This is a genomic window from Streptomyces sp. NPDC002564 (assembly GCF_042889645.1).
GTDB lineage: Bacteria > Actinomycetota > Actinomycetes > Streptomycetales > Streptomycetaceae > Streptomyces.
On record NZ_JBIARE010000006.1, the window covers coordinates 95757 to 112778 of the forward strand.

17 protein-coding genes and 1 tRNA gene are annotated in these 17022 nt (G+C 72.3%); 11 read left to right on the forward strand and 7 right to left on the reverse strand.

What is annotated here, in order from left to right; translation table 11 throughout:
* Positions 1 to 48: 48 nt before the first annotated feature.
* Positions 49 to 774 carry a copper chaperone PCu(A)C gene (locus tag ACFYXE_RS22080; RefSeq protein WP_361178883.1) on the reverse strand — a complete coding sequence of 242 codons (726 nt, stop codon included), beginning with the start codon at positions 772 to 774 and terminating at the stop codon, positions 49 to 51.
* Between the two features lie 628 nt (positions 775 to 1402).
* Here ACFYXE_RS22080 and ACFYXE_RS22085 point away from each other — a divergent pair.
* The 7 genes from ACFYXE_RS22085 to ACFYXE_RS22115 all read left to right on the forward strand — a co-directional run bounded on the left by ACFYXE_RS22085 (position 1403) and on the right by ACFYXE_RS22115 (position 8240).
* Positions 1403 to 1885 carry a CarD family transcriptional regulator gene (locus ACFYXE_RS22085; protein ID WP_003953493.1) on the forward strand — a complete coding sequence of 161 codons (483 nt, stop codon included), beginning with the start codon at positions 1403 to 1405 and terminating at the stop codon, positions 1883 to 1885.
* A gap of 371 nt (positions 1886 to 2256) precedes the next feature.
* On the forward strand, positions 2257 to 2988 hold the full coding sequence (ispD, locus tag ACFYXE_RS22090) for a 2-C-methyl-D-erythritol 4-phosphate cytidylyltransferase (RefSeq protein WP_389314835.1): 732 nt from the start codon (positions 2257 to 2259) through the stop codon (positions 2986 to 2988).
* Positions 2978 to 3481 (forward strand): 2-C-methyl-D-erythritol 2,4-cyclodiphosphate synthase, encoded by a 504-nt coding sequence (gene ispF, locus ACFYXE_RS22095; RefSeq protein WP_361178879.1) that lies wholly within the window; start codon positions 2978 to 2980, stop codon positions 3479 to 3481. The genes ispD and ispF overlap by 11 nt, the downstream gene beginning before the upstream one ends.
* A gap of 75 nt (positions 3482 to 3556) precedes the next feature.
* Positions 3557 to 3961, forward strand: coding sequence for a PPOX class F420-dependent oxidoreductase (locus ACFYXE_RS22100; RefSeq protein ID WP_389314837.1), 405 nt, complete (start codon positions 3557 to 3559; stop codon positions 3959 to 3961).
* 79 nt (positions 3962 to 4040) lie between these two features.
* Positions 4041 to 5444, forward strand: coding sequence for a cysteine--tRNA ligase (gene cysS, locus ACFYXE_RS22105; protein ID WP_389314839.1), 1404 nt, complete (start codon positions 4041 to 4043; stop codon positions 5442 to 5444).
* Between the two features lie 106 nt (positions 5445 to 5550).
* Positions 5551 to 6495, forward strand: a complete 945-nt coding sequence (gene rlmB, locus ACFYXE_RS22110; protein ID WP_361178873.1) for a 23S rRNA (guanosine(2251)-2'-O)-methyltransferase RlmB — start codon at positions 5551 to 5553, stop codon at positions 6493 to 6495.
* Between the two features lie 101 nt (positions 6496 to 6596).
* Positions 6597 to 8240, forward strand: coding sequence for a DoxX family membrane protein (locus ACFYXE_RS22115; RefSeq protein ID WP_389315518.1), 1644 nt, complete (start codon positions 6597 to 6599; stop codon positions 8238 to 8240).
* A gap of 88 nt (positions 8241 to 8328) precedes the next feature.
* On the opposite strand, the gene ACFYXE_RS22120 is transcribed toward ACFYXE_RS22115, so the two are convergent.
* The 3 genes from ACFYXE_RS22120 to ACFYXE_RS22130 all read right to left on the reverse strand — a co-directional run bounded on the left by ACFYXE_RS22120 (position 8329) and on the right by ACFYXE_RS22130 (position 10907).
* The gene (locus ACFYXE_RS22120) at positions 8329 to 9048 is read right to left on the reverse strand and encodes a nucleotidyltransferase family protein (protein WP_361181600.1); all 720 of its coding nucleotides are present in this window, start codon (positions 9046 to 9048) and stop codon (positions 8329 to 8331) included.
* Between the two features lie 36 nt (positions 9049 to 9084).
* Positions 9085 to 9546, reverse strand: a complete 462-nt coding sequence (locus tag ACFYXE_RS22125) for a hypothetical protein (protein WP_389314842.1) — start codon at positions 9544 to 9546, stop codon at positions 9085 to 9087.
* 224 nt (positions 9547 to 9770) lie between these two features.
* Positions 9771 to 10907 (reverse strand): sn-glycerol-3-phosphate ABC transporter ATP-binding protein UgpC, encoded by a 1137-nt coding sequence (locus tag ACFYXE_RS22130; RefSeq protein WP_361181596.1) that lies wholly within the window; start codon positions 10905 to 10907, stop codon positions 9771 to 9773.
* 203 nt (positions 10908 to 11110) lie between these two features.
* Here ACFYXE_RS22130 and ACFYXE_RS22135 point away from each other — a divergent pair.
* Positions 11111 to 11184: transfer RNA gene (locus ACFYXE_RS22135), tRNA-Thr, on the forward strand.
* Between the two features lie 64 nt (positions 11185 to 11248).
* Here the strand turns inward: ACFYXE_RS22135 and ACFYXE_RS22140 are convergent.
* On the reverse strand, positions 11249 to 12670 hold the full coding sequence (locus ACFYXE_RS22140; protein ID WP_389314845.1) for an NAD(P)/FAD-dependent oxidoreductase: 1422 nt from the start codon (positions 12668 to 12670) through the stop codon (positions 11249 to 11251).
* Between the two features lie 142 nt (positions 12671 to 12812).
* Here ACFYXE_RS22140 and ACFYXE_RS22145 point away from each other — a divergent pair, with 142 nt between their 5' ends.
* Complete coding sequence (locus ACFYXE_RS22145; protein WP_389314847.1) at positions 12813 to 13565, forward strand: DsbA family protein; 753 nt, start codon at positions 12813 to 12815, stop codon at positions 13563 to 13565.
* Here the strand turns inward: ACFYXE_RS22145 and ACFYXE_RS22150 are convergent.
* The gene (locus ACFYXE_RS22150) at positions 13543 to 14238 is read right to left on the reverse strand and encodes a rhomboid-like protein (RefSeq protein WP_389314849.1); all 696 of its coding nucleotides are present in this window, start codon (positions 14236 to 14238) and stop codon (positions 13543 to 13545) included. The genes ACFYXE_RS22145 and ACFYXE_RS22150 overlap by 23 nt on opposite strands.
* Here ACFYXE_RS22150 and ACFYXE_RS22155 point away from each other — a divergent pair.
* A complete protein-coding gene (locus ACFYXE_RS22155) occupies positions 14237 to 15160 on the forward strand; it encodes an aminoglycoside phosphotransferase family protein (protein WP_389314850.1) in 924 nt (307 codons plus the stop codon). The two genes, ACFYXE_RS22150 and ACFYXE_RS22155, sit on opposite strands and share 2 nt — an antisense overlap.
* 59 nt (positions 15161 to 15219) lie before the next feature.
* On the forward strand, positions 15220 to 15735 hold the full coding sequence (locus tag ACFYXE_RS22160; RefSeq protein ID WP_389314852.1) for a GNAT family N-acetyltransferase: 516 nt from the start codon (positions 15220 to 15222) through the stop codon (positions 15733 to 15735).
* Here ACFYXE_RS22160 and ACFYXE_RS22165 read toward each other — a convergent pair.
* A complete protein-coding gene (locus tag ACFYXE_RS22165) occupies positions 15732 to 16955 on the reverse strand; it encodes a GNAT family N-acetyltransferase (RefSeq protein WP_389315520.1) in 1224 nt (407 codons plus the stop codon). The two genes, ACFYXE_RS22160 and ACFYXE_RS22165, sit on opposite strands and share 4 nt — an antisense overlap.
* Positions 16956 to 17022: the final 67 nt, after the last annotated feature.

Sequence of the window (17022 nt, forward strand, 5' to 3'; positions counted from 1 at the left end):
CCCACCGGGGTCCCGCCCTTCTCGTCGTCTTCGCCGGTACGGCGTCGGTCAGTGCTCGGCGCCGGTGCCGGCCTCCGCGCCCTGCGAGGCCTCGCCCGAGGGGGTGCCCGCGGCGCCCGACGGGTCGGTGCTCGCGCCCTCGGAGGGCTTGCCCGACGGCTTGCCGGACGGGTCGGTGGAGGCACCCGTGGACGGCTTGCCGGAGGCGCCCTTGGACGGCTTGCCGTCGGGGGACTGCGGCAGCTCGCTCGGGCCCCACTTGCTGAAGTAGGACTCGGCCGGGACGACGAAGGCTTCCATCTTCACGTCGCCGGTGGAGCTGAAGGAGAAGGTGATCGGCTGCGCGTTGCCGTCCTTGACGGCCTCGCGGCTCGCGGACAGGACGGCGGAGGCGTTGTCCTTGCCGCCGATGACGAGGGAGCCGCCGGCCGGGATGGTCAGCTGACCGTCCTGCTTGGCGCCCTTGTCGTCCTTGCCCGGGGTGAGCTTGGCCTTCTTGTCCGTGCCGTCGACCGAGACGGCCTGCAGCTTCTGCGGCTTGTCGCCCGCGTTGAAGATCGTCGCGGCGACCACGGCGGGACCCGTCGACTCCAGGTCGGGCTGGGTGATGACCATGGCGTTCTGGATCTTGATGTCGCCGACGGAGGTCGCGGCGTTGTCCGGCTTGACCTCCATCGTCTGTGCGTTGTTGCCTGCCGCACACGCGGTGAGCGAGGCGAGCGAGAACGCGAGGGCGGTGGCGGCGAGGGCGCCGCGTCGAAGGCTGCGGCTCACGGCGGCGGCAACTCCTTGAACGTGGGCGGTACAGGACGGTCGGGCGGCCGTAAAGCCGTCCTAAGGGTGTGTCAGCGCGCTTACACTACCGAGCCGTTCCGGTGCCGCCGCACCCGACCCGCCCCTTAGGCCGCGGCCGTCGCGCGCGTGACCCCCGCCCGCCGTGATGTCGGGCCCCGACGCCCCGCCCGTCCCATTGGCCCCGCGGCCACCTTTCCGATTAGCGCCGTCAAGGGCGCACGGGCCCCGCCCCGCGGATTTCCGGTAAGGAATGCGCGGGGAGCCCGGAAATTGATCACCCCGCGGCTTGATCAATTCGGGAATCGCGTCCGGGGTCACATCGCACACATCTGTGATCACCGAACGGAGTATCGAAAGTTCGCCGCTTGGAACCGCGCAAACCGGGACGTTCGGCCGCTCGGAGCGCTCCTGAGGGGGACGTAACGGGTGTGTTTCTCCCTCCCCGGAGAGCGGCTCCGACCTGCGAATACCCCGTTCCGGCGGGCCCGCGCAGCACGTTCCTGTTGCTGTTGTCAAGCCCCGAGATATGCCCTGACCTGCGAAAACGCCATTCAGAAGAGGCAGTTCTCGTGTTAGGATGGATAGCCACGGAAGGGGTACCTGTCACATGACGTTCAAGGTTGGCGACACCGTGGTCTATCCCCATCACGGGGCCGCGCTGATCGAGGCCATCGAAACTCGCCAGATCAAAGGCGTGGACAAGACCTACTTGGTGCTGAAGGTCGCCCAGGGCGACCTCACGGTGCGTGTGCCTGCGGACAATGCGGAGTTCGTGGGTGTGCGTGATGTGGTCGGGCAGGACGGCCTCGACCGGGTCTTCGAAGTACTGCGCGCGCCGTACGCCGAAGAGCCCACGAACTGGTCGCGTCGCTACAAGGCGAATCTCGAGAAGCTCGCGTCCGGCGATGTCATCAAGGTCGCGGAAGTTGTCCGTGACCTGTGGCGCCGGGAGCGCGAGCGTGGACTGTCGGCCGGTGAGAAGCGCATGCTCGCCAAGGCCCGCCAGATCCTGGTGAGCGAGCTGGCCCTCGCGGAGAACACCAACGAGGACAAGGCCGAGGCCCTGCTGGACGAGGTCCTCGCGTCCTGACGCGAACGGCCCGGGGCGCATGCCTCGGCCCTCTCGCGCCGAAGAAGAACTGGCGCAGCAATGCCGCGGTGCCCGCTGACCCTTTGAGGAGTCGCCGGGCGCTGCGGCATGTTCGTACCCGGATCGATCTTTCTGATCTTCCGGGATCTTCTCTGAATCTTCTCTGATCTTCGTCATCCAGGCGGATGTGGTGCAGCGACCCCGCGGGAGCCGTGTCGGGCATGCCGGGCTGCCGGCTCGACCGGATGTCACGGAAGGGGTCCGGTCAAGGCGCGCGCCCGGCGCGTCCCCCCGCTCTCGACTTCGCTCGAGCAAGGGGCTCGCCCAGGCCATACCCACGTCGGCCGCGGACACAAACCTGAACGGAACCGATGTCTAGCGAATCCCGTACCGCGGTGGTCATTCCCGCGGCTGGGCGGGGCGTACGCCTCGGCCCTGGCGCCCCCAAAGCGCTTCGCGCGCTGAACGGCACCCCGATGCTCATCCACGCCGTGCGCGCCATGGCGGAGTCCCGGGCGGTCTCCCTCGTCGTCGTCGTGGCCCCGCCCGACGGCGCCCCCGAGGTGAAGACCCTCCTGGACGACCACGCGCTGCCGGAGCGGACCGACTTCCTCGTGGTGCCCGGCGGCGAGAGCCGCCAGGAGTCCGTGCGGGCCGGTCTGGACGCGCTGCCGCCCGGCTTCGACGTGGTCCTCGTGCACGACGCGGCCCGCCCGCTGGTGCCGGTCGACACCGTCGACGGCGTCATCGAGGCCGTCCGCGACGGCGCGCCCGCCGTCGTGCCCGCGCTGCCGCTGGCCGACACCGTCAAGCAGGTCGAGCCCGCGGAGCGGGCCGGCGGACCCGAGGCCGTCGTGGCGACGCCCGAGCGGGCCAGGCTGCGCGCCGTGCAGACCCCGCAGGGCTTCGACCGCGCCACCCTCGTACGGGCCCACGAGAGCGTCACCGACAACGTGACGGACGACGCCAGCATGGTCGAGCAGCTCGGCCTGCCCGTGGTCGTCGTGCCCGGTCACGAGGAGGCCTTCAAGGTGACGCGGCCCCTGGACCTGGTCCTCGCCGAGGCCGTGCTCGCCCGCAGGAGGGCCAACGATGGCTTCTGAGACGCCCCCGGTGCCGCTCCCGCAGGTCGGCATCGGCACCGACATCCACGCCTTCGAAGAGGGCCGCGAGCTGTGGTGCGCGGGCCTGAAGTGGGACGACGCGGGCCCGGGGCTCGCCGGGCACTCCGACGCCGACGTCGTCGCGCACGCCGCGTGCAACGCGCTGTTCTCCGCGGCCGGCCTCGGCGACCTCGGCGCGCACTTCGGCACCGGCCGCCCCGAGTGGTCCGGCGCCTCCGGCCTGACCCTGCTCACCGAGGCCGCCCGCATCGTCCGGGACGCCGGCTTCACCATCGGCAACGTGGCCGTGCAGGTCATCGGCCCCCGGCCGAAGATCGGCAAGCGCAGGGACGAGGCGCAGAAGGTCCTCTCCGACGCCGCCGGCGCCCCCGTCTCGGTCTCCGGCGCCACCACCGACGGCCTGGGATTCCCGGGCCGCGGCGACGGGCTCGCCGCGATCGCCACCGCGTTGGTCGTACGCACGTCGTCGTGAGCCGCGCGACGGGGTAGTCGTATGCCTCGTACCGGCGAATGCCCCGTACGTACGGTCCACGAAGGAGTGAGGTCCATGTCCGCCGCACTGTCCGACGATCTCAAGGCACTGCTCGACACCCCCGTCTTCATCACGGTCGCGACGATTCAGCCCGACGGGAGTCCGCAGGTTTCGCCCGTGTGGGTGAAGCGGGAGGGGGACGAGGTGATCTTCTCCACGACGGTCGGGCGCCGTAAGGAGAAGAACCTGCGGCGGGATCCGCGGGTGACGGTGGTGGTGCAGCCGTTCGACGCGCCGTATTCGTACGCGGAGATCCGGGGTTCCGTGGAGATGACGACACAGGGCGGTCAGGAGCTGATCGACGAGTTGTCGCTGAAGTACACGGGCAAGAAGTACGCGGAGTTCAACCCGTCCTCGAAGGACGACAGCGAGCGCGTGGTGGTCCGGGTGTCGGCGCGCAAGGTCGTCGGGAGCATCTGAGACGCCGCAACGTCACAGTTCCGTGCCCTGTGGCCCAAGGGGTCGCGGGGCACTGCCCCGCGCCCACTACCCTGGAGTGGTGACGATTCGCCTGTACGACACCAGCGCCCGGCAGATCCGTGACTTCAGCCCGCTCCACAGCGGCTGTGTCTCGATCTACCTGTGTGGTGCCACCGTGCAGGCGGCCCCGCACATCGGGCACATCAGGTCCGGCCTGAACTTCGACATCATGCGCCGCTGGTTCGCCTACCGCGGCTACGACGTGACGTTCATCAGGAACGTGACCGACATCGACGACAAGATCATCAAGAAGTCGGCCGAGCAGGGCCGCCCCTGGTGGTCGATCGGCTACGCGAACGAGCGCGCGTTCAACAGCGGATACGACGCGCTCGGCTGCCTGCCGCCCACCTACGAACCGCGCGCCACCGGCCACATCACCGAGATGGTCGAGATGATGCGCGGCCTGATCGAGCGCGGCCACGCCTACGAGGCCGACGGGAACGTCTACTTCGACGTGCGTTCCTTCCCCGGCTACCTGGAGCTCTCCAACCAGGAGCTCGACAACCTCCTCCAGCCCGCGGCCGAGGGCGAGACCGGCAAGCGCGACCCCCGCGACTTCGCGATGTGGAAGGCCGCCAAGGAGGGGGAGCCCAGCTGGGAGACCCCCTGGGGCCGCGGCCGCCCCGGCTGGCACCTGGAGTGCTCGGCGATGGCCCACAAGTACCTGGGCACCGAGTTCGACATCCACGGCGGCGGCATCGACCTGATCTTCCCGCACCACGAGAACGAGATCGCGCAGGCCAAGGCCTTCGGTGACACCTTCGCGCGCTACTGGGTGCACAACGGCTGGGTCACCATGAGCGGCGAGAAGATGTCCAAGTCCCTCGGGAACTCGGTCCTCGTCAGCGAGATGGTCAAGCAGTGGCGCCCCATCGTCCTGCGCTACTACCTGGGCACCCCGCACTACCGCTCGATGATCGAGTACAGCGAGGAGGCCCTGCGCGAGGCCGAGTCCGCGTTCGCCCGCATCGAGGGCTTCGTGCAGCGCGTGGTGGAGAAGGCCGGCGGCGTCGTCGACCCCGCCGACCAGGTGCCGCCCGCGTTCGCCGACGCGATGGACGACGACATGGGCGTCCCGCAGGCGCTCGCCATCGTCCACACCACGGTCCGCCAGGGCAACAGCGCGCTGGCCGCCGACGACAAGGAAGCCGCCGTGGCGCGCCTGGCCGAGGTGCGGGCCATGCTCGGCGTCCTCGGCCTCGACCCGCTCGACCCGCACTGGGCCGGCGGCGACGGCGACCGCGGCGAGGACCTGCACGGCGTCGTCGACACCCTCGTCCGCCTGGTCCTCGACCAGCGCGAGGCCGCCCGCGGCCGCAAGGACTGGGGCACCGCCGACGCCATCCGCGACTCGCTCAACCAGTCGGGCCTGGTCATCGAGGACAGCCCCGGCGGCCCCCGCTGGACGCTCGGCCCGCGCTAGCCGCCCGCTGATGTGCCGCCCGGGCCTCCGGGCGGCACACTTCATAGACGTACACCCGTGCGCGTACGCACGTACCCGCACACGCATCACGACAGACAGGTAGGTCATGGCCGCTAACAACCGCCGCATGTCCGGCAAGAAGGGCGCGCAGGTCGGCAGCGGCGGCAATCGGCGCCGCGGCCTCGAGGGCAAGGGCCCGACGCCGCCCGCCGAGGCGCGCAAGGGGCATGTGAAGAACCGCATCGCCAACGCCAAGGCCAAGAAGGCCGTCGGCCGCCGCCCCGCGCCCAAGGGCCGCGGCGGCAAGTCGTCCTCCGAGATGGTCGTCGGCCGCAACCCGGTCTTCGAGGCGCTGCGCGACGGCGTGCCCGCCTCCACGCTCTACGTCCAGCAGTTCATCGACAACGACGAGCGGGTCCGCGAGGCGCTGCAGCTCGCCGCCGAGCGCGGGGGCATCCACCTCATGGAGGCCCCCCGCCCCGAGCTGGACCGCATGACGAACGGCCTCAACCACCAGGGCCTGGTCCTGCAGGTCCCGCCGTACGAGTACGCGCACCCCGAGGAGCTGGCCGCCGCCGCGTACGACGCCGGTGAGGACCCGCTGATCGTCGCCCTCGACGGCATCACCGACCCGCGCAACCTCGGCGCCGTCGTCCGTTCCGTCTCCGCCTTCGGCGGGCACGGCGTCGTCGTCCCCGAGCGGCGCGCGGCCGGCATGACCGCCGGTGCCTGGAAGACGTCCGCGGGCACCGCCGCCCGCACCCCCGTCGCCCGCGCCACGAACCTGACGCGCGCCCTGGAGGCGTACAAGAAGGCGGGCGTCGCCGTGGTCGGTCTGGCCGCCGACGGCGAGCACGAGGTCGGCGACCTGGAGGCCCTCGGCGGTCCGGTCGTCATCGTGGTCGGCAGCGAGGGCAAGGGCCTGTCCCGGCTCGTCGGCGAGACCTGCGACTTCCGGGTGCGCATCCCGATGCCGGGCGGCGCGGAGTCGCTGAACGCCGGTGTCGCCGCGGGTGTCGTGCTCTACGAGGCGGCGCGCCGCCGCGCCTGAGCCTTCCCGATGTCCGGGCCGCGGTGATCTCTTGACGCGGCCCGGACATTTCCACATGGTCAAGGCAGTGTCCTAAACACACATCACTCGGTTAGATGAGTGTGGACACCAGAACACCCCGCACTCCCACTGGGGGAAGCTCGTCAGGTTTCGACGATGCTCCCGCGCTGAGCATGGTGAAGGTGCCGAGCGACCCGGCGCAGGTCATCGTCAATCACGCGAGTTTCCGCGTGCAGCTTCCCGCCGCTGGGCGCACTCAATCCCCGCGTATCTCACGGCACTTGGGCACACCCGACCAGACGGTGCGCATCCCCGTCGTCGGTACGGCACCCAAGCGCCGCGCACCCGTCGTCTGGAGCGGGAAGTCCGAACCGGGCGATCCCGGCGCGACCGGACTGCTGCAGGCCGTGCGCGGCAGCGGCGTGCGCCGTTCGGCCGAGCAGGCAGGGCCCTACGACGACGGCGGAGCCACCCAGGTCATCCCGCGCGTCGACCTCGACGACGGCCCCGAGACCGCCGAGACGCCCGCCGTCATCGGACCGCGCAACCCCGCGTCCGACACCCGGCTGCTGCCGCCCATGCGGCTGCCCGGCAGCGACTACGACGAGCGCTACGCCGAGGCCCAGGACCACTTCGACGGCTACGACGGCTACGACGACGAGGACGGCACCGAGGACCGGGTCCGCCGCCACGGCTCGGACCCCGTGCGGCACGCCTACTACCCGGGCCGCCGGATGAACCTCGGCGTCGTGCTGCTCCCGCTGCGCGTCTTCCTCGGGTTCATCTCCATCTACGCCGGCATGGGCAAGCTCTGCGACCCCGTCTACTTCGACGGCGGCGAGCGCGGCTCCATGGTCAAGTGGCTGACCTCGCTGCACCCCTGGGCGCTCGCCGAACCGCTGCGCGACTTCGCCCTGCAGCACCCCGTCGGCGCCGGGCTCTCCATCGCCTTCCTCCAGGTCGTCGTCGGCGTCCTGACGGTCCTCGGGCTCTGGCAGCGCGTCGCCGCGTCGATCGGCGTGCTGCTGTCGGCGGCGCTCATCGTCACGGTGAGCTGGAAGACCGTCCCCGCCTACGACGCGCCGGACATCATCTACCTCGCCGCCTGGTCGCCGCTGATCATCGCGGGCGCGCCCGTCTACTCCGTGGACGGCCGCCTGGCGGGCGAGGCCTGGCGCACCCTCGGGCCGCGCGCCGACATCTGGGACCTGCGGCGGCGCGTGCTGCGCCGCGGCGGCCTCATCGGCGCCGTCGTGGTCGGCCTGACGCTGCTGATCGGCTCCATGCTGGGCGGCGCGGTGCGCGACGCGGACCGGGTCACCGTGCCCGGCCCCGGCGAGGCCCCGCGCAACGAACTGCCGGGCTCCCCGCTGCCGGGCGACCCCGCGCAGAAGCGGCAGGGCCGGCAGTCGCAGAGCCCCACCGCCTCCTCGGGCGAGCCGACGCGGGGCGCGACGTCCGCGCGGCCCACGCAGGGCGCCACGGCGCCGGGCGCGACCCGTGACGCGGGCACGACCGGTGCCACCCAGCCGAGCCAGACCCAGGGCAGCAGCACGGCGGGCCAGGCCCCGCCGCAGCAGTCGGCGCCGCAGCAGCAGCAACCCGCGGCCACCAGCGCGGGCCCCGCGGCCACCGGCTCCGGCGGGTCGGGCGGCGGCGCGGCCGGCACCGCCACCGGCGGCTCGGGCGGCGGTTCGGGCGGCGAGCGGCCCGGCGGCCTGCTGGGCGGCGTGCTCGGCCGCTGAGCCGGTCCCGCTCCCTCCGGTACGCCGACGGGGCCCCGCACACAAGGTGTGCGGGGCCCCGTCGGCGTACGTACGGCGGGCCGGGCTCTCAACGCCCCTGGGCGGCGAGCTCCTTGGCGGCCTCGGTGAGGTCCTTCGCGGTGTCGATCGCCCGCCAGTAGGCGCCCTGCGGCAGCGGGAAGCCCGCGAGGCGCTTCTGCCGGGCCAGCCGCGGGAACGTGGTGCGCTCGTGGTCGCCGAGGTCCGGCAGGAGCGCGGTGAAGGCGTCCGAGAAGACGTACACGCCCGCGTTGATGAGGTACGGGGACGGCGGCGCCTCGATGAAGTCCGTGATGTGGCCGAACGCGTCCGTCTCGACGGCGCCCCACGGGATGCGGGGGCGGGCCAGGGCGAGGGTCGCGGTGGCGTCGCGCTCGGCGTGGAAGGCCGCCATGTCGCGCAGCGAGAAGCGGGTCCAGATGTCGCCGTTCGTCGCGTACCAGGGCTGGTCCGCGTGCGGCAGGTGCCGGGCGGCGTACTTGAGTCCGCCGCCGCGGCCGAGCGGTTCCTTCTCGACGACCGTGGTGACGTTCAGCGGGAGGTCGGCGGCGTCCAGCCACTCCTGGAGGACCTCGGCGAGGTGCCCGCAGGAGACGACGGCGTCGGTCACGCCCTCCTCGGCGAGCCAGGCAAGCTGATGGCCGATGATCGGGGTCCCCGTGCCGGGGATCTCGACCATCGGCTTGGGCCGGTCGTCGGTGTACGGGCGGAGCCGGGAACCCTGGCCTCCGGCCAGGACGACAGCCTGCGTGGGCTTCAGCGTGGTCATGCCGGAAACCCTACGCGGAGCTGCGCGGCGGCCCGCTCAGCCGTTTCGATGGGCGGCTGCCACGCCCGTCGCGAAGGACGTGTCGCAGACCGGGCGGGCGTACGACTGGGCGCGGCTGGGGCCGTACACGCGCACGGCGGCCCGGCCGAGGGCGCGGGCGATCGAGACACAGTGCCGGGCGAGCGACGGATGGCGGTTCACCTCCTGCTGGAGGTGGGTCAGCGCGACGCCCGGGTTCTTCTCCTGGAGCTCCAGGAGAAGCCGGTCGCGCAGGAGGTCCTGCGGCGCGCGCGACGTGGCGGGGACGGAGAGGTTGTCGGCGGATGCGGTCAGCATCGAGTCCGAGGAATTCCCCGACCAGTTGACGCTGGTGACCGCGAGGGTCCCGGAAAGCACCAGCATCACGGGCAGGACGAGGGCGAGCGTGCGGCCGATGCGGCGGGCGGGGCCCCGATGGGCTCGGCGCGGCCTCTGGGTGTAGTTGGCGGAGTGCGTCACGCGAGTGAGCGTAGCGCTAGGTGATGATTTGGCGACATTTAGTCACTCGGTCGAGGGACGGAGAAGGAGGTTTCTCCGACGCGGTGTTGACGCCACCTGGCCGAAATGACCGTTGTGCCGGGGTATTTGTCGACAACGCGCGGGCGTCCGCGACGGACCGGGCGGGTACGCGCGCAGGGCCCCGCATCCGAGGATACGGGGCCCTGCGGGGACTTGGCGGGACGTCAGTCGCTCAGCCGCTCGCCCGTCGAGGTGGAGAACACGTGGGTCTCACCCGGACGCGGTACGACGTGCAACTGGGCGCCCTTCTCCGGCACCTGGCGGCCGTTGACGCGGACGACGAGGTCCTTCTGCTCGCCGCCGACCTCGGCGGTGCCGTAGACGTAGCCGTCGGCGCCGAGCTCCTCGACGACGTTCACCGAGACGGCGAGGCCGGCCGGGGCGTCGGCGCTCTCCTTGGAGAGGGTCTTCGCGACGGCGCCGTTCTGCTCGACGATGTCGAAGTGCTCCGGGCGGACGCCCACGGTGACCGTGCGGTCGCCGCGGTCGGCGGCGGCGGACAGCGCCTCGCGGTTCACCGGGACCACGGAGTTGCCGAACTTCACGCCGCCGTCGGTGATCGGGACCTCGACGAGGTTCATCGCGGGCGAGCCGATGAAGCCGGCCACGAAGAGGTTCGCCGGGCGGTCGTACATGTTGCGCGGCGAGTCGACCTGCTGGAGCAGACCGTCCTTGAGCACGGCCACCCGGTCGCCCATCGTCATGGCCTCGACCTGGTCGTGGGTGACGTACACGGTGGTGATGCCGAGGCGGCGCTGGAGGCTCGCGATCTGCGTACGGGTGGAGACGCGGAGCTTGGCGTCGAGGTTCGACAGCGGCTCGTCCATGAGGAACACCTGCGGCTCGCGCACGATGGCGCGGCCCATGGCGACGCGCTGGCGCTGACCGCCGGAGAGCGCCTTGGGCTTGCGGCCCAGGTACTCGGTGAGGTCGAGGATCTTCGCCGCGTCCTCGACCTTCTGGCGGATCTCGGCCTTGTTGACGCCGGCGATCTTCAGGGCGAAGCCCATGTTGTCGGCGACGGTCATGTGCGGGTAGAGCGCGTAGTTCTGGAACACCATGGCGATGTCCCGGTCCTTCGGCGGCAGGTGCGTGACGTCGCGGTCGCCGATGCGGATGGCGCCGGCGTTCACGTCCTCGAGTCCCGCGAGCATCCGGAGCGAGGTGGACTTGCCGCAGCCGGACGGACCGACCAGGACGAGGAACTCGCCGTCCTCGATCTCGATGTCCAGGCCGTCGACGGCGGGCTTGTCGCCACCCGGGTAGATGCGGGTCGCCTTGTCGAACGTAACAGTGGCCATGGTGAGGGCCCCTTCCACCGGCAGGAACGTGCCGGACGATCCGTTGTAGAGAGGGAGTGGTGTAGTCCACCTGAGTGAACTGCTCGTGACCGTACCCCGGGGGCCGGGCATCTGTCAGCAGTCGGGAGACGCCCGGCTTCGAGGAAATTTTCGACGGGCCCGCGGGCGGTGTTGGTTACACTGCACGGGCACGTCCAGTGCGCGCCTCCTTAGCTCAGCTGGTCAGAGCGCCGCTCTTGTAAAGCGAAGGTCGTCGGTTCGAATCCGACAGGGGGCTCCGGACGGCGTAGGGCCCGGCCCACCGAAGAGGTGGGCCGGGCCCTACGCCGTGTCCGGAAGCCTTAGTGCCGCCCCGCCACCCTGTCCGCCCACTGGGCCAGGCGGGAGGAGGTGGGGGTGTGGGTGGTCTGTTCTCGGTGGTCTGCTGCGTTGTACGTGGCGTACATGCCGTGGACGCCCAGCCAGCGGAAGGGTTCCGGTTCCCACTTGCGGACCTTGTGGTCGACCCAGGGGAGCGTGGTCAGGTCGGTGGAGCCCGCCTGGCCGGAGTCCTGCTGGACCAGGTCGCGCAGGGTGCGGGCGGCGAGGTTGGCGGTGGCGACGCCCGAGCCGACGTAGCCGCCCGCCCAGCCGAGGCCGGTGGCGCGGTCCAGGGTGACCGTGGCGCACCAGTCGCGGGGGACGCCGAGGACGCCGGACCAGGCGTGGGCGATGCCGACGCCGGTGAGCTGGGGGAAGAAGCGGACGAGGATCTCCCGCAGCGCCTCGACCGTCGCGGCCTGGGTGCGGCCGTCGTTGTCGGTGCGCGAGCCGTAGCGGTAGGGGACGCCCCGGCCGCCGAGGGCGATGCGGTCGTCGGCGGTGCGCTGGGCGTACATGTAGGCGTGCGCCATGTCGCCCAGCGTCTCGCGGCCCGCCCAGCCGATCGACTCCCACTGGGCGGGGGTGAGCGGTTCGGTGGCGATCATCGAGGAGTTCATGGGGAGCCAGGTGCGGCGCTGGCCCTTGAGGGAGGCGGTGAAGCCCTCCGTGCAGCGCAGCACGTAGGGGGCGCGGACCGTGCCGTAGGGGGTGAGGGCGTGCTTCGGCTTGATCTCGGTGACCGGGGTCGACTCGTGGATCGTGACGCCGAGCGCCTCGACGGCCGCGGCCAGGCCCTGGACGAGCTTGACGGGGTGCAGGCGGGCGCCGTGCGGGGTCCAGGTCGAACCGACGGCTCCGGCGACCCGGATGCGTTCGGCGGTCTCGCGGGCGCCGTGCAGGGTGCGGTCCTTCTCGCCGTACGAGAGCTCCGTGTCGTGGAAGGCCTTCAGGCGGGCCAACTGCGCGGGGGTGTGCGCCACTTCGAGGACGCCGCCGTGGTGGATGTCCGCGTCGATGGACTCCTCGGCGGCGGCGCGGATCACCTCGTCGACGGTGTCGTTCATGGCGCGCTGGAGGCGGACGGCCGCCTCGTGGCCGTGCAGCTTGGCGTAGCGGTCGCGGCCCGCGATGCCGTTGTAGAGCCAGCCGCCGTTGCGGCCGGAGGCGCCGTAGCCGCAGAACTTCTGCTCCAGGACGGTGACGCGCAGGAAGGGGGCCGCCTTCTTCAGGTAGTACGCGGTCCACAGGCCGGTGTAGCCGCCGCCGACGATGCAGACGTCGGCCGTGGCGTCGGAGGTCAGGGGTTCGCGGGCGGCGGGCAGGCCCTGGTCGGCGTACCAGAACGATATGCCGCCGTTGACGGTGCCGGTCCCGGGGCGGGAGTTGTTCGCGCTGCTCATGGGCGGACGTTACTGCGCAGGTGGGGGCCTTGGGCAGGGGGTGGGGCGTTGGTCCCGCGAGGTGGGCCGTTCGGCGGCCGGGACGGATGCGGAGGTCCGTTAGTTTTGAGCGGTACGTACCGATTTTCTGGAGGGTCCCCTCATGGCGGTATCCAAGGCCGGGCGCACGGCCGCACGCAGGGCCGCCGCGGTGGCGGCGACGGCGCTGATCGCGGTGTCCGCGTCCGCCTGCGGCTCCGGTGACGGCGGCGGCACGGCCGGCGGGCCCGGGAAGTCCGGCGCGAGCGCCCCGGCGGCCCAGGCGCCGCCGGCCGGCGGCGCCCGGCTCGCCGGGGTGCCCGCCGCGGTGCGGGGCGGCGTGATCACCGTCGGCGACCCGAAGGCCCCGCACACGGTCAAGGTGTACGAGGACGCGCGCTGCCCGTTCTGCGCGAAGTTCGAGGAGAGCGGGGCGCGGGCGCTGGTGGGTCCGGTGGCCGACGGCAAGGTGAAGGTCGAGTACACGATCGCCTCGTTCCTCGACAAGAACCTCGGCGGCAGCGGATCGGCGCACGCGGCCAACGCGCTGCGCGCGTCCGTGGAGGCGGGCAAGTTCCCGCAGTTCCACGCGGCCGTCTTCGCCAACCAGCCGCAGGACGAGTCGGACGACGTCTACACCCCGGCGTTCCTCCTGAGGATCGCGGACAAGGTGGACGGGCTGCGGGGCGCGGCGTTCGACAAGGCGGTCAAGGGCGGCACGTACGAGAAGTGGCTCGGCGAGGCGATGAAGTCCTTCGGCGCCGACGGCGTCCAGGGCACCCCGACCGTCCTCGTGGACGGCGAGAAGCCCGGGAACAACTCCCTCTTCGACCAGGCGGAGTTCGCCGCGGAGCTCAAGTCCGCCGGGATCTCCTGACCCGGCCGGGGCGCGGGCGCGTCAGCGGGTGGCAGGCCAGGCCGATCAGGACCGCCGTGAAGTGGCCCAGGTCGGTGAAGGTCCTGCCGGTGATCAGCGGGGTGCCGTACACCGCGAGGACGGCGAGCAGGTACCCGTACCGCCAGGGCGCGGGGATCCGGTAGGTGAGCACGGCGACCACGCCCGCCAGTGCGTAACTCACGCCCACATCGAGGGTGTTGACCGCCGAGCGCGGGGCGGCCCCGTGGTGGATCGCGAGCGCGAGGACGCCCTCGCTGATGAGCGTGGCGAGCACGTGGGCGAGCGCCGCCACGGCCAGCCAGCGCCCGGTGCGGAGCCACCGCTCGGCGCTCGCGTGGAAGACGCTGTAGAGCAGGGCGTACGACAGCCAGGTGCCGCCGTCGATCCACAGCGCGCTGGAGATCAGCACCCGTACCGGGTTGTGCGACAGCTCGTGGATGTTCGTGGAGCGCTGGCGCAGGAACTCGTCCTCGAACTCCGGCGACATGTGGTGCATCGCGACGGCCGTCACGAACAGCGCCGCCAGCCAGAGGTACGTCCCCGGGGCGCTGCGGACGTACGAGACGGCGGCGGACCCCGCGGCCGATCCGGCGGCGCGGACCGCGCCCGCCGCGCCCGCCACGGCCCCCGTCACGCCCCGGAAAATCCTCATGCGGCGATTCACGCACGCCGGTAGGGTCGCGGGCGTGATCGACATTCGCATTCCGGACGGGCTGGTCGCATCCCAGTACACGTACGCGGGCGAGCCGGGGCGGGCCTTCATCGCCGCGCTGCCCGGGCGGGTGAACGACATCGTCGAGCGCTGGGACCTGACGGTCGACGGTGCTCCGATGCACGGCATGGCCGCGCTCGTGCTGCCCGTGGTGCGCGCCGACGGGACGCCCGCCGCGGTCAAGTTCCAGCTCCTGGACGAGGAGACCGAGGGCGAGCCGGTCGCGCTGCGGGTCTGGGACGGCGCCGGGGCCGTCCGCCTCCTGGACCACGACCCGGAGACGGGCACGATGCTGCTCGAACGCCTGGATTCCGCACGGATGCTGTCGTCGGTGGCCGACACCCGCGAGGCGGTCCTCGTCATCGCCCGGCTGCTCGCGCGGCTGACGGCCGGGCCCGCGCCGCAGGGCATGCGCAGGCTGGGCGACATCGCCGCGGAGATGGTCGAGGATCTGCCGCGGACCCTGAAGGCGATCACCGATCCGGCCGAGCGCGCCGTCGTCGAGCGGTGCGGGGGCGCGGTGCGCGAGGTGATGGGCGAGCCCGGCGACCGGTTGCTGCACTGGGACCTGCACTTCGAGAACGTCCTCGCGGGCGAGCGCGAGCCGTGGCTCGCCATCGACCCGAAGCCGCTGGCCGGCGACCCCGGCTTCGACCTGTGGCCCGCCCTCGACAACCGCTTCGCGGCGGACGAGGTGCTGTGGCGCTTCGACGCGATGACGGACGTCCTCGGCCTGGACCGGGAGCGGGCGCGCGCCTGGACGCTCGGGCGGGTGCTGCAGAACGCGATCTGGGAGGCCGAGGACGGCCGGCCCGTGGCGGCGGACGATATGGAGATCGCGCGGCTGCTGCTGGCGCGCTGACCGCACCGGCCGCGGGGCCCGCGTTGACGCCGGCGGGGCGGGCATGGCTTGCTGCCCCCATGATTCGTACCGCCGCACCCGCCGACGTTCCCGTCATCCACGCCCTGGTCCGTGATCTCGCCGCGTACGAGAAGGTGCCCGACGAGGCCCGGGCCACCGAGGAGCAGCTGCGCGAGGCGCTCTTCGGCGAGCGGCCCGGCGCCTTCGCGCACATCGCGCAGGACGACGCCTCGGGGGAGGCGGTCGGCTTCGCGCTGTGGTTCCTGAACTTCTCCACCTGGCGCGGGGTGCACGGCATCTACCTGGAGGACCTGTACGTACGCCCCGAGGCGCGCGGCGGCGGGCACGGCAAGGCGCTCCTGACCGAGCTCGCCCGCATCTGCGTGGCGCGCGGCTACGAGCGCCTGGAGTGGTCCGTCCTGAACTGGAACGAGCCGTCGATCGACTTCTACCGGTCGCTGGGGGCGCTGCCCCAGGACGAGTGGACCGTCTACCGGCTGACCGACGGCGCGCTCGCCGCGCTGGGGGCGGCGGGCGCGCCGGGGCGGGCGGGCGCGAAGGGGCCGGTCGCCTAGAACTCGTCGACGGTGTGCGGCAGTCGGGGCGTGCGCAGGGCCGCGTCCAGTGCCGCCGCCGTGCCCGGTGTGTGCTCGGTGGCCAGGCCCGCGCCGAGCACGGCCCCGGCGCCGGTGCCGCCCAGGTAGCAGGCGGCCAGGTCGCGCACGTCCAGGGTGAGGTCCGCGGGGTCCCCGGTGGGCGTGTACGTGCAGCCGTCGGGGGACGCCGTCAGGCGGTGGCGGCCCCGGTTGGCCGGGACGCGGTCGTCGCGCACGTCGAGGACGACGTCGACCGGGGCCGCCCAGGAGCGGGCCTCCAGCGCCGCCCGCACGTCGACCAGGCGGACCCACAGGGCGGGGAACTCGCCCGTGACGCGGACCTGGTCGCGGTCGCCGGCGAAGAGGTGCAGGGGGTCGTCCACGGGCCGGCCCCAGGCGCGGACCAGGCCGGTCAGGTCGATCGAGGCGAGGTAGCGCCAGAGGGCGGCCTGGGCGGCCGGGGTGTCCGCCTCCAGCTCGTCCAGGCGGACCAGGCCGGGGGCGTCGTCCCGGGTCCTGGTGCGGTAGATCGCGTACCCGGCGACGGGGCCCGCCGGGTCGCCGAGGACGACCACGCGGGGCGGCGACAGCGCGTCGTCCTCCTCGTCCTCGGTGACCAGCCACTCCTCGCGCCACCACGCCTCGGTGCGGGCGATGCGTCCGGCGCGGTCGGCGCGGGTGCGGTCGTAGTACGGGCCGAGCAGCGCCGGGGCGTCGGCGGGGTCGACCAGGCGCAGCGGCCGGTCGTCCGGGGCGATGCGCAGGGCGAGCGGGCGCCGGGAGTCGATCTCGACGGTGTGGCCGCGGGTGGCGGGGCCGAAGCCGAACCTGCCGTAGATCGCGTCCTCCGACGCCCACAGGGCGGCGATCGGCGCGCCGTCCGCCGCCGCGCGCGCGAACAGCTCGCCGATCAGGCCGGAGAGCACGCCACGGCGCCGGTGGGTCGGTGCCACGGAGACGAACGTCAGGCAGGGGCAGGGCAGTTCGCCGCCCGGCACCGACACCGTGAAGGGGAAGGCGGCGAGCAGGCCGACGAGTTCGCCGTTCTCGTACGCGCCGATGCGGGTGCAGTCGAGCAGCAGGTCGTGGTGGTGCTTGCGCTTCTCCTCCTCCGGCGTCTCGTGGAAGACGAGGTAGGCGAGGGAGAGCGCGCGGTCGATCCCCGCCTCGGGGATGTCGCGGAACTGGACGGATTCCATACCCATATATCGGACGGTAGTTCCTGGATGCCGTACGGGCACGCGCATTTCCGGGGGACGGGGACGG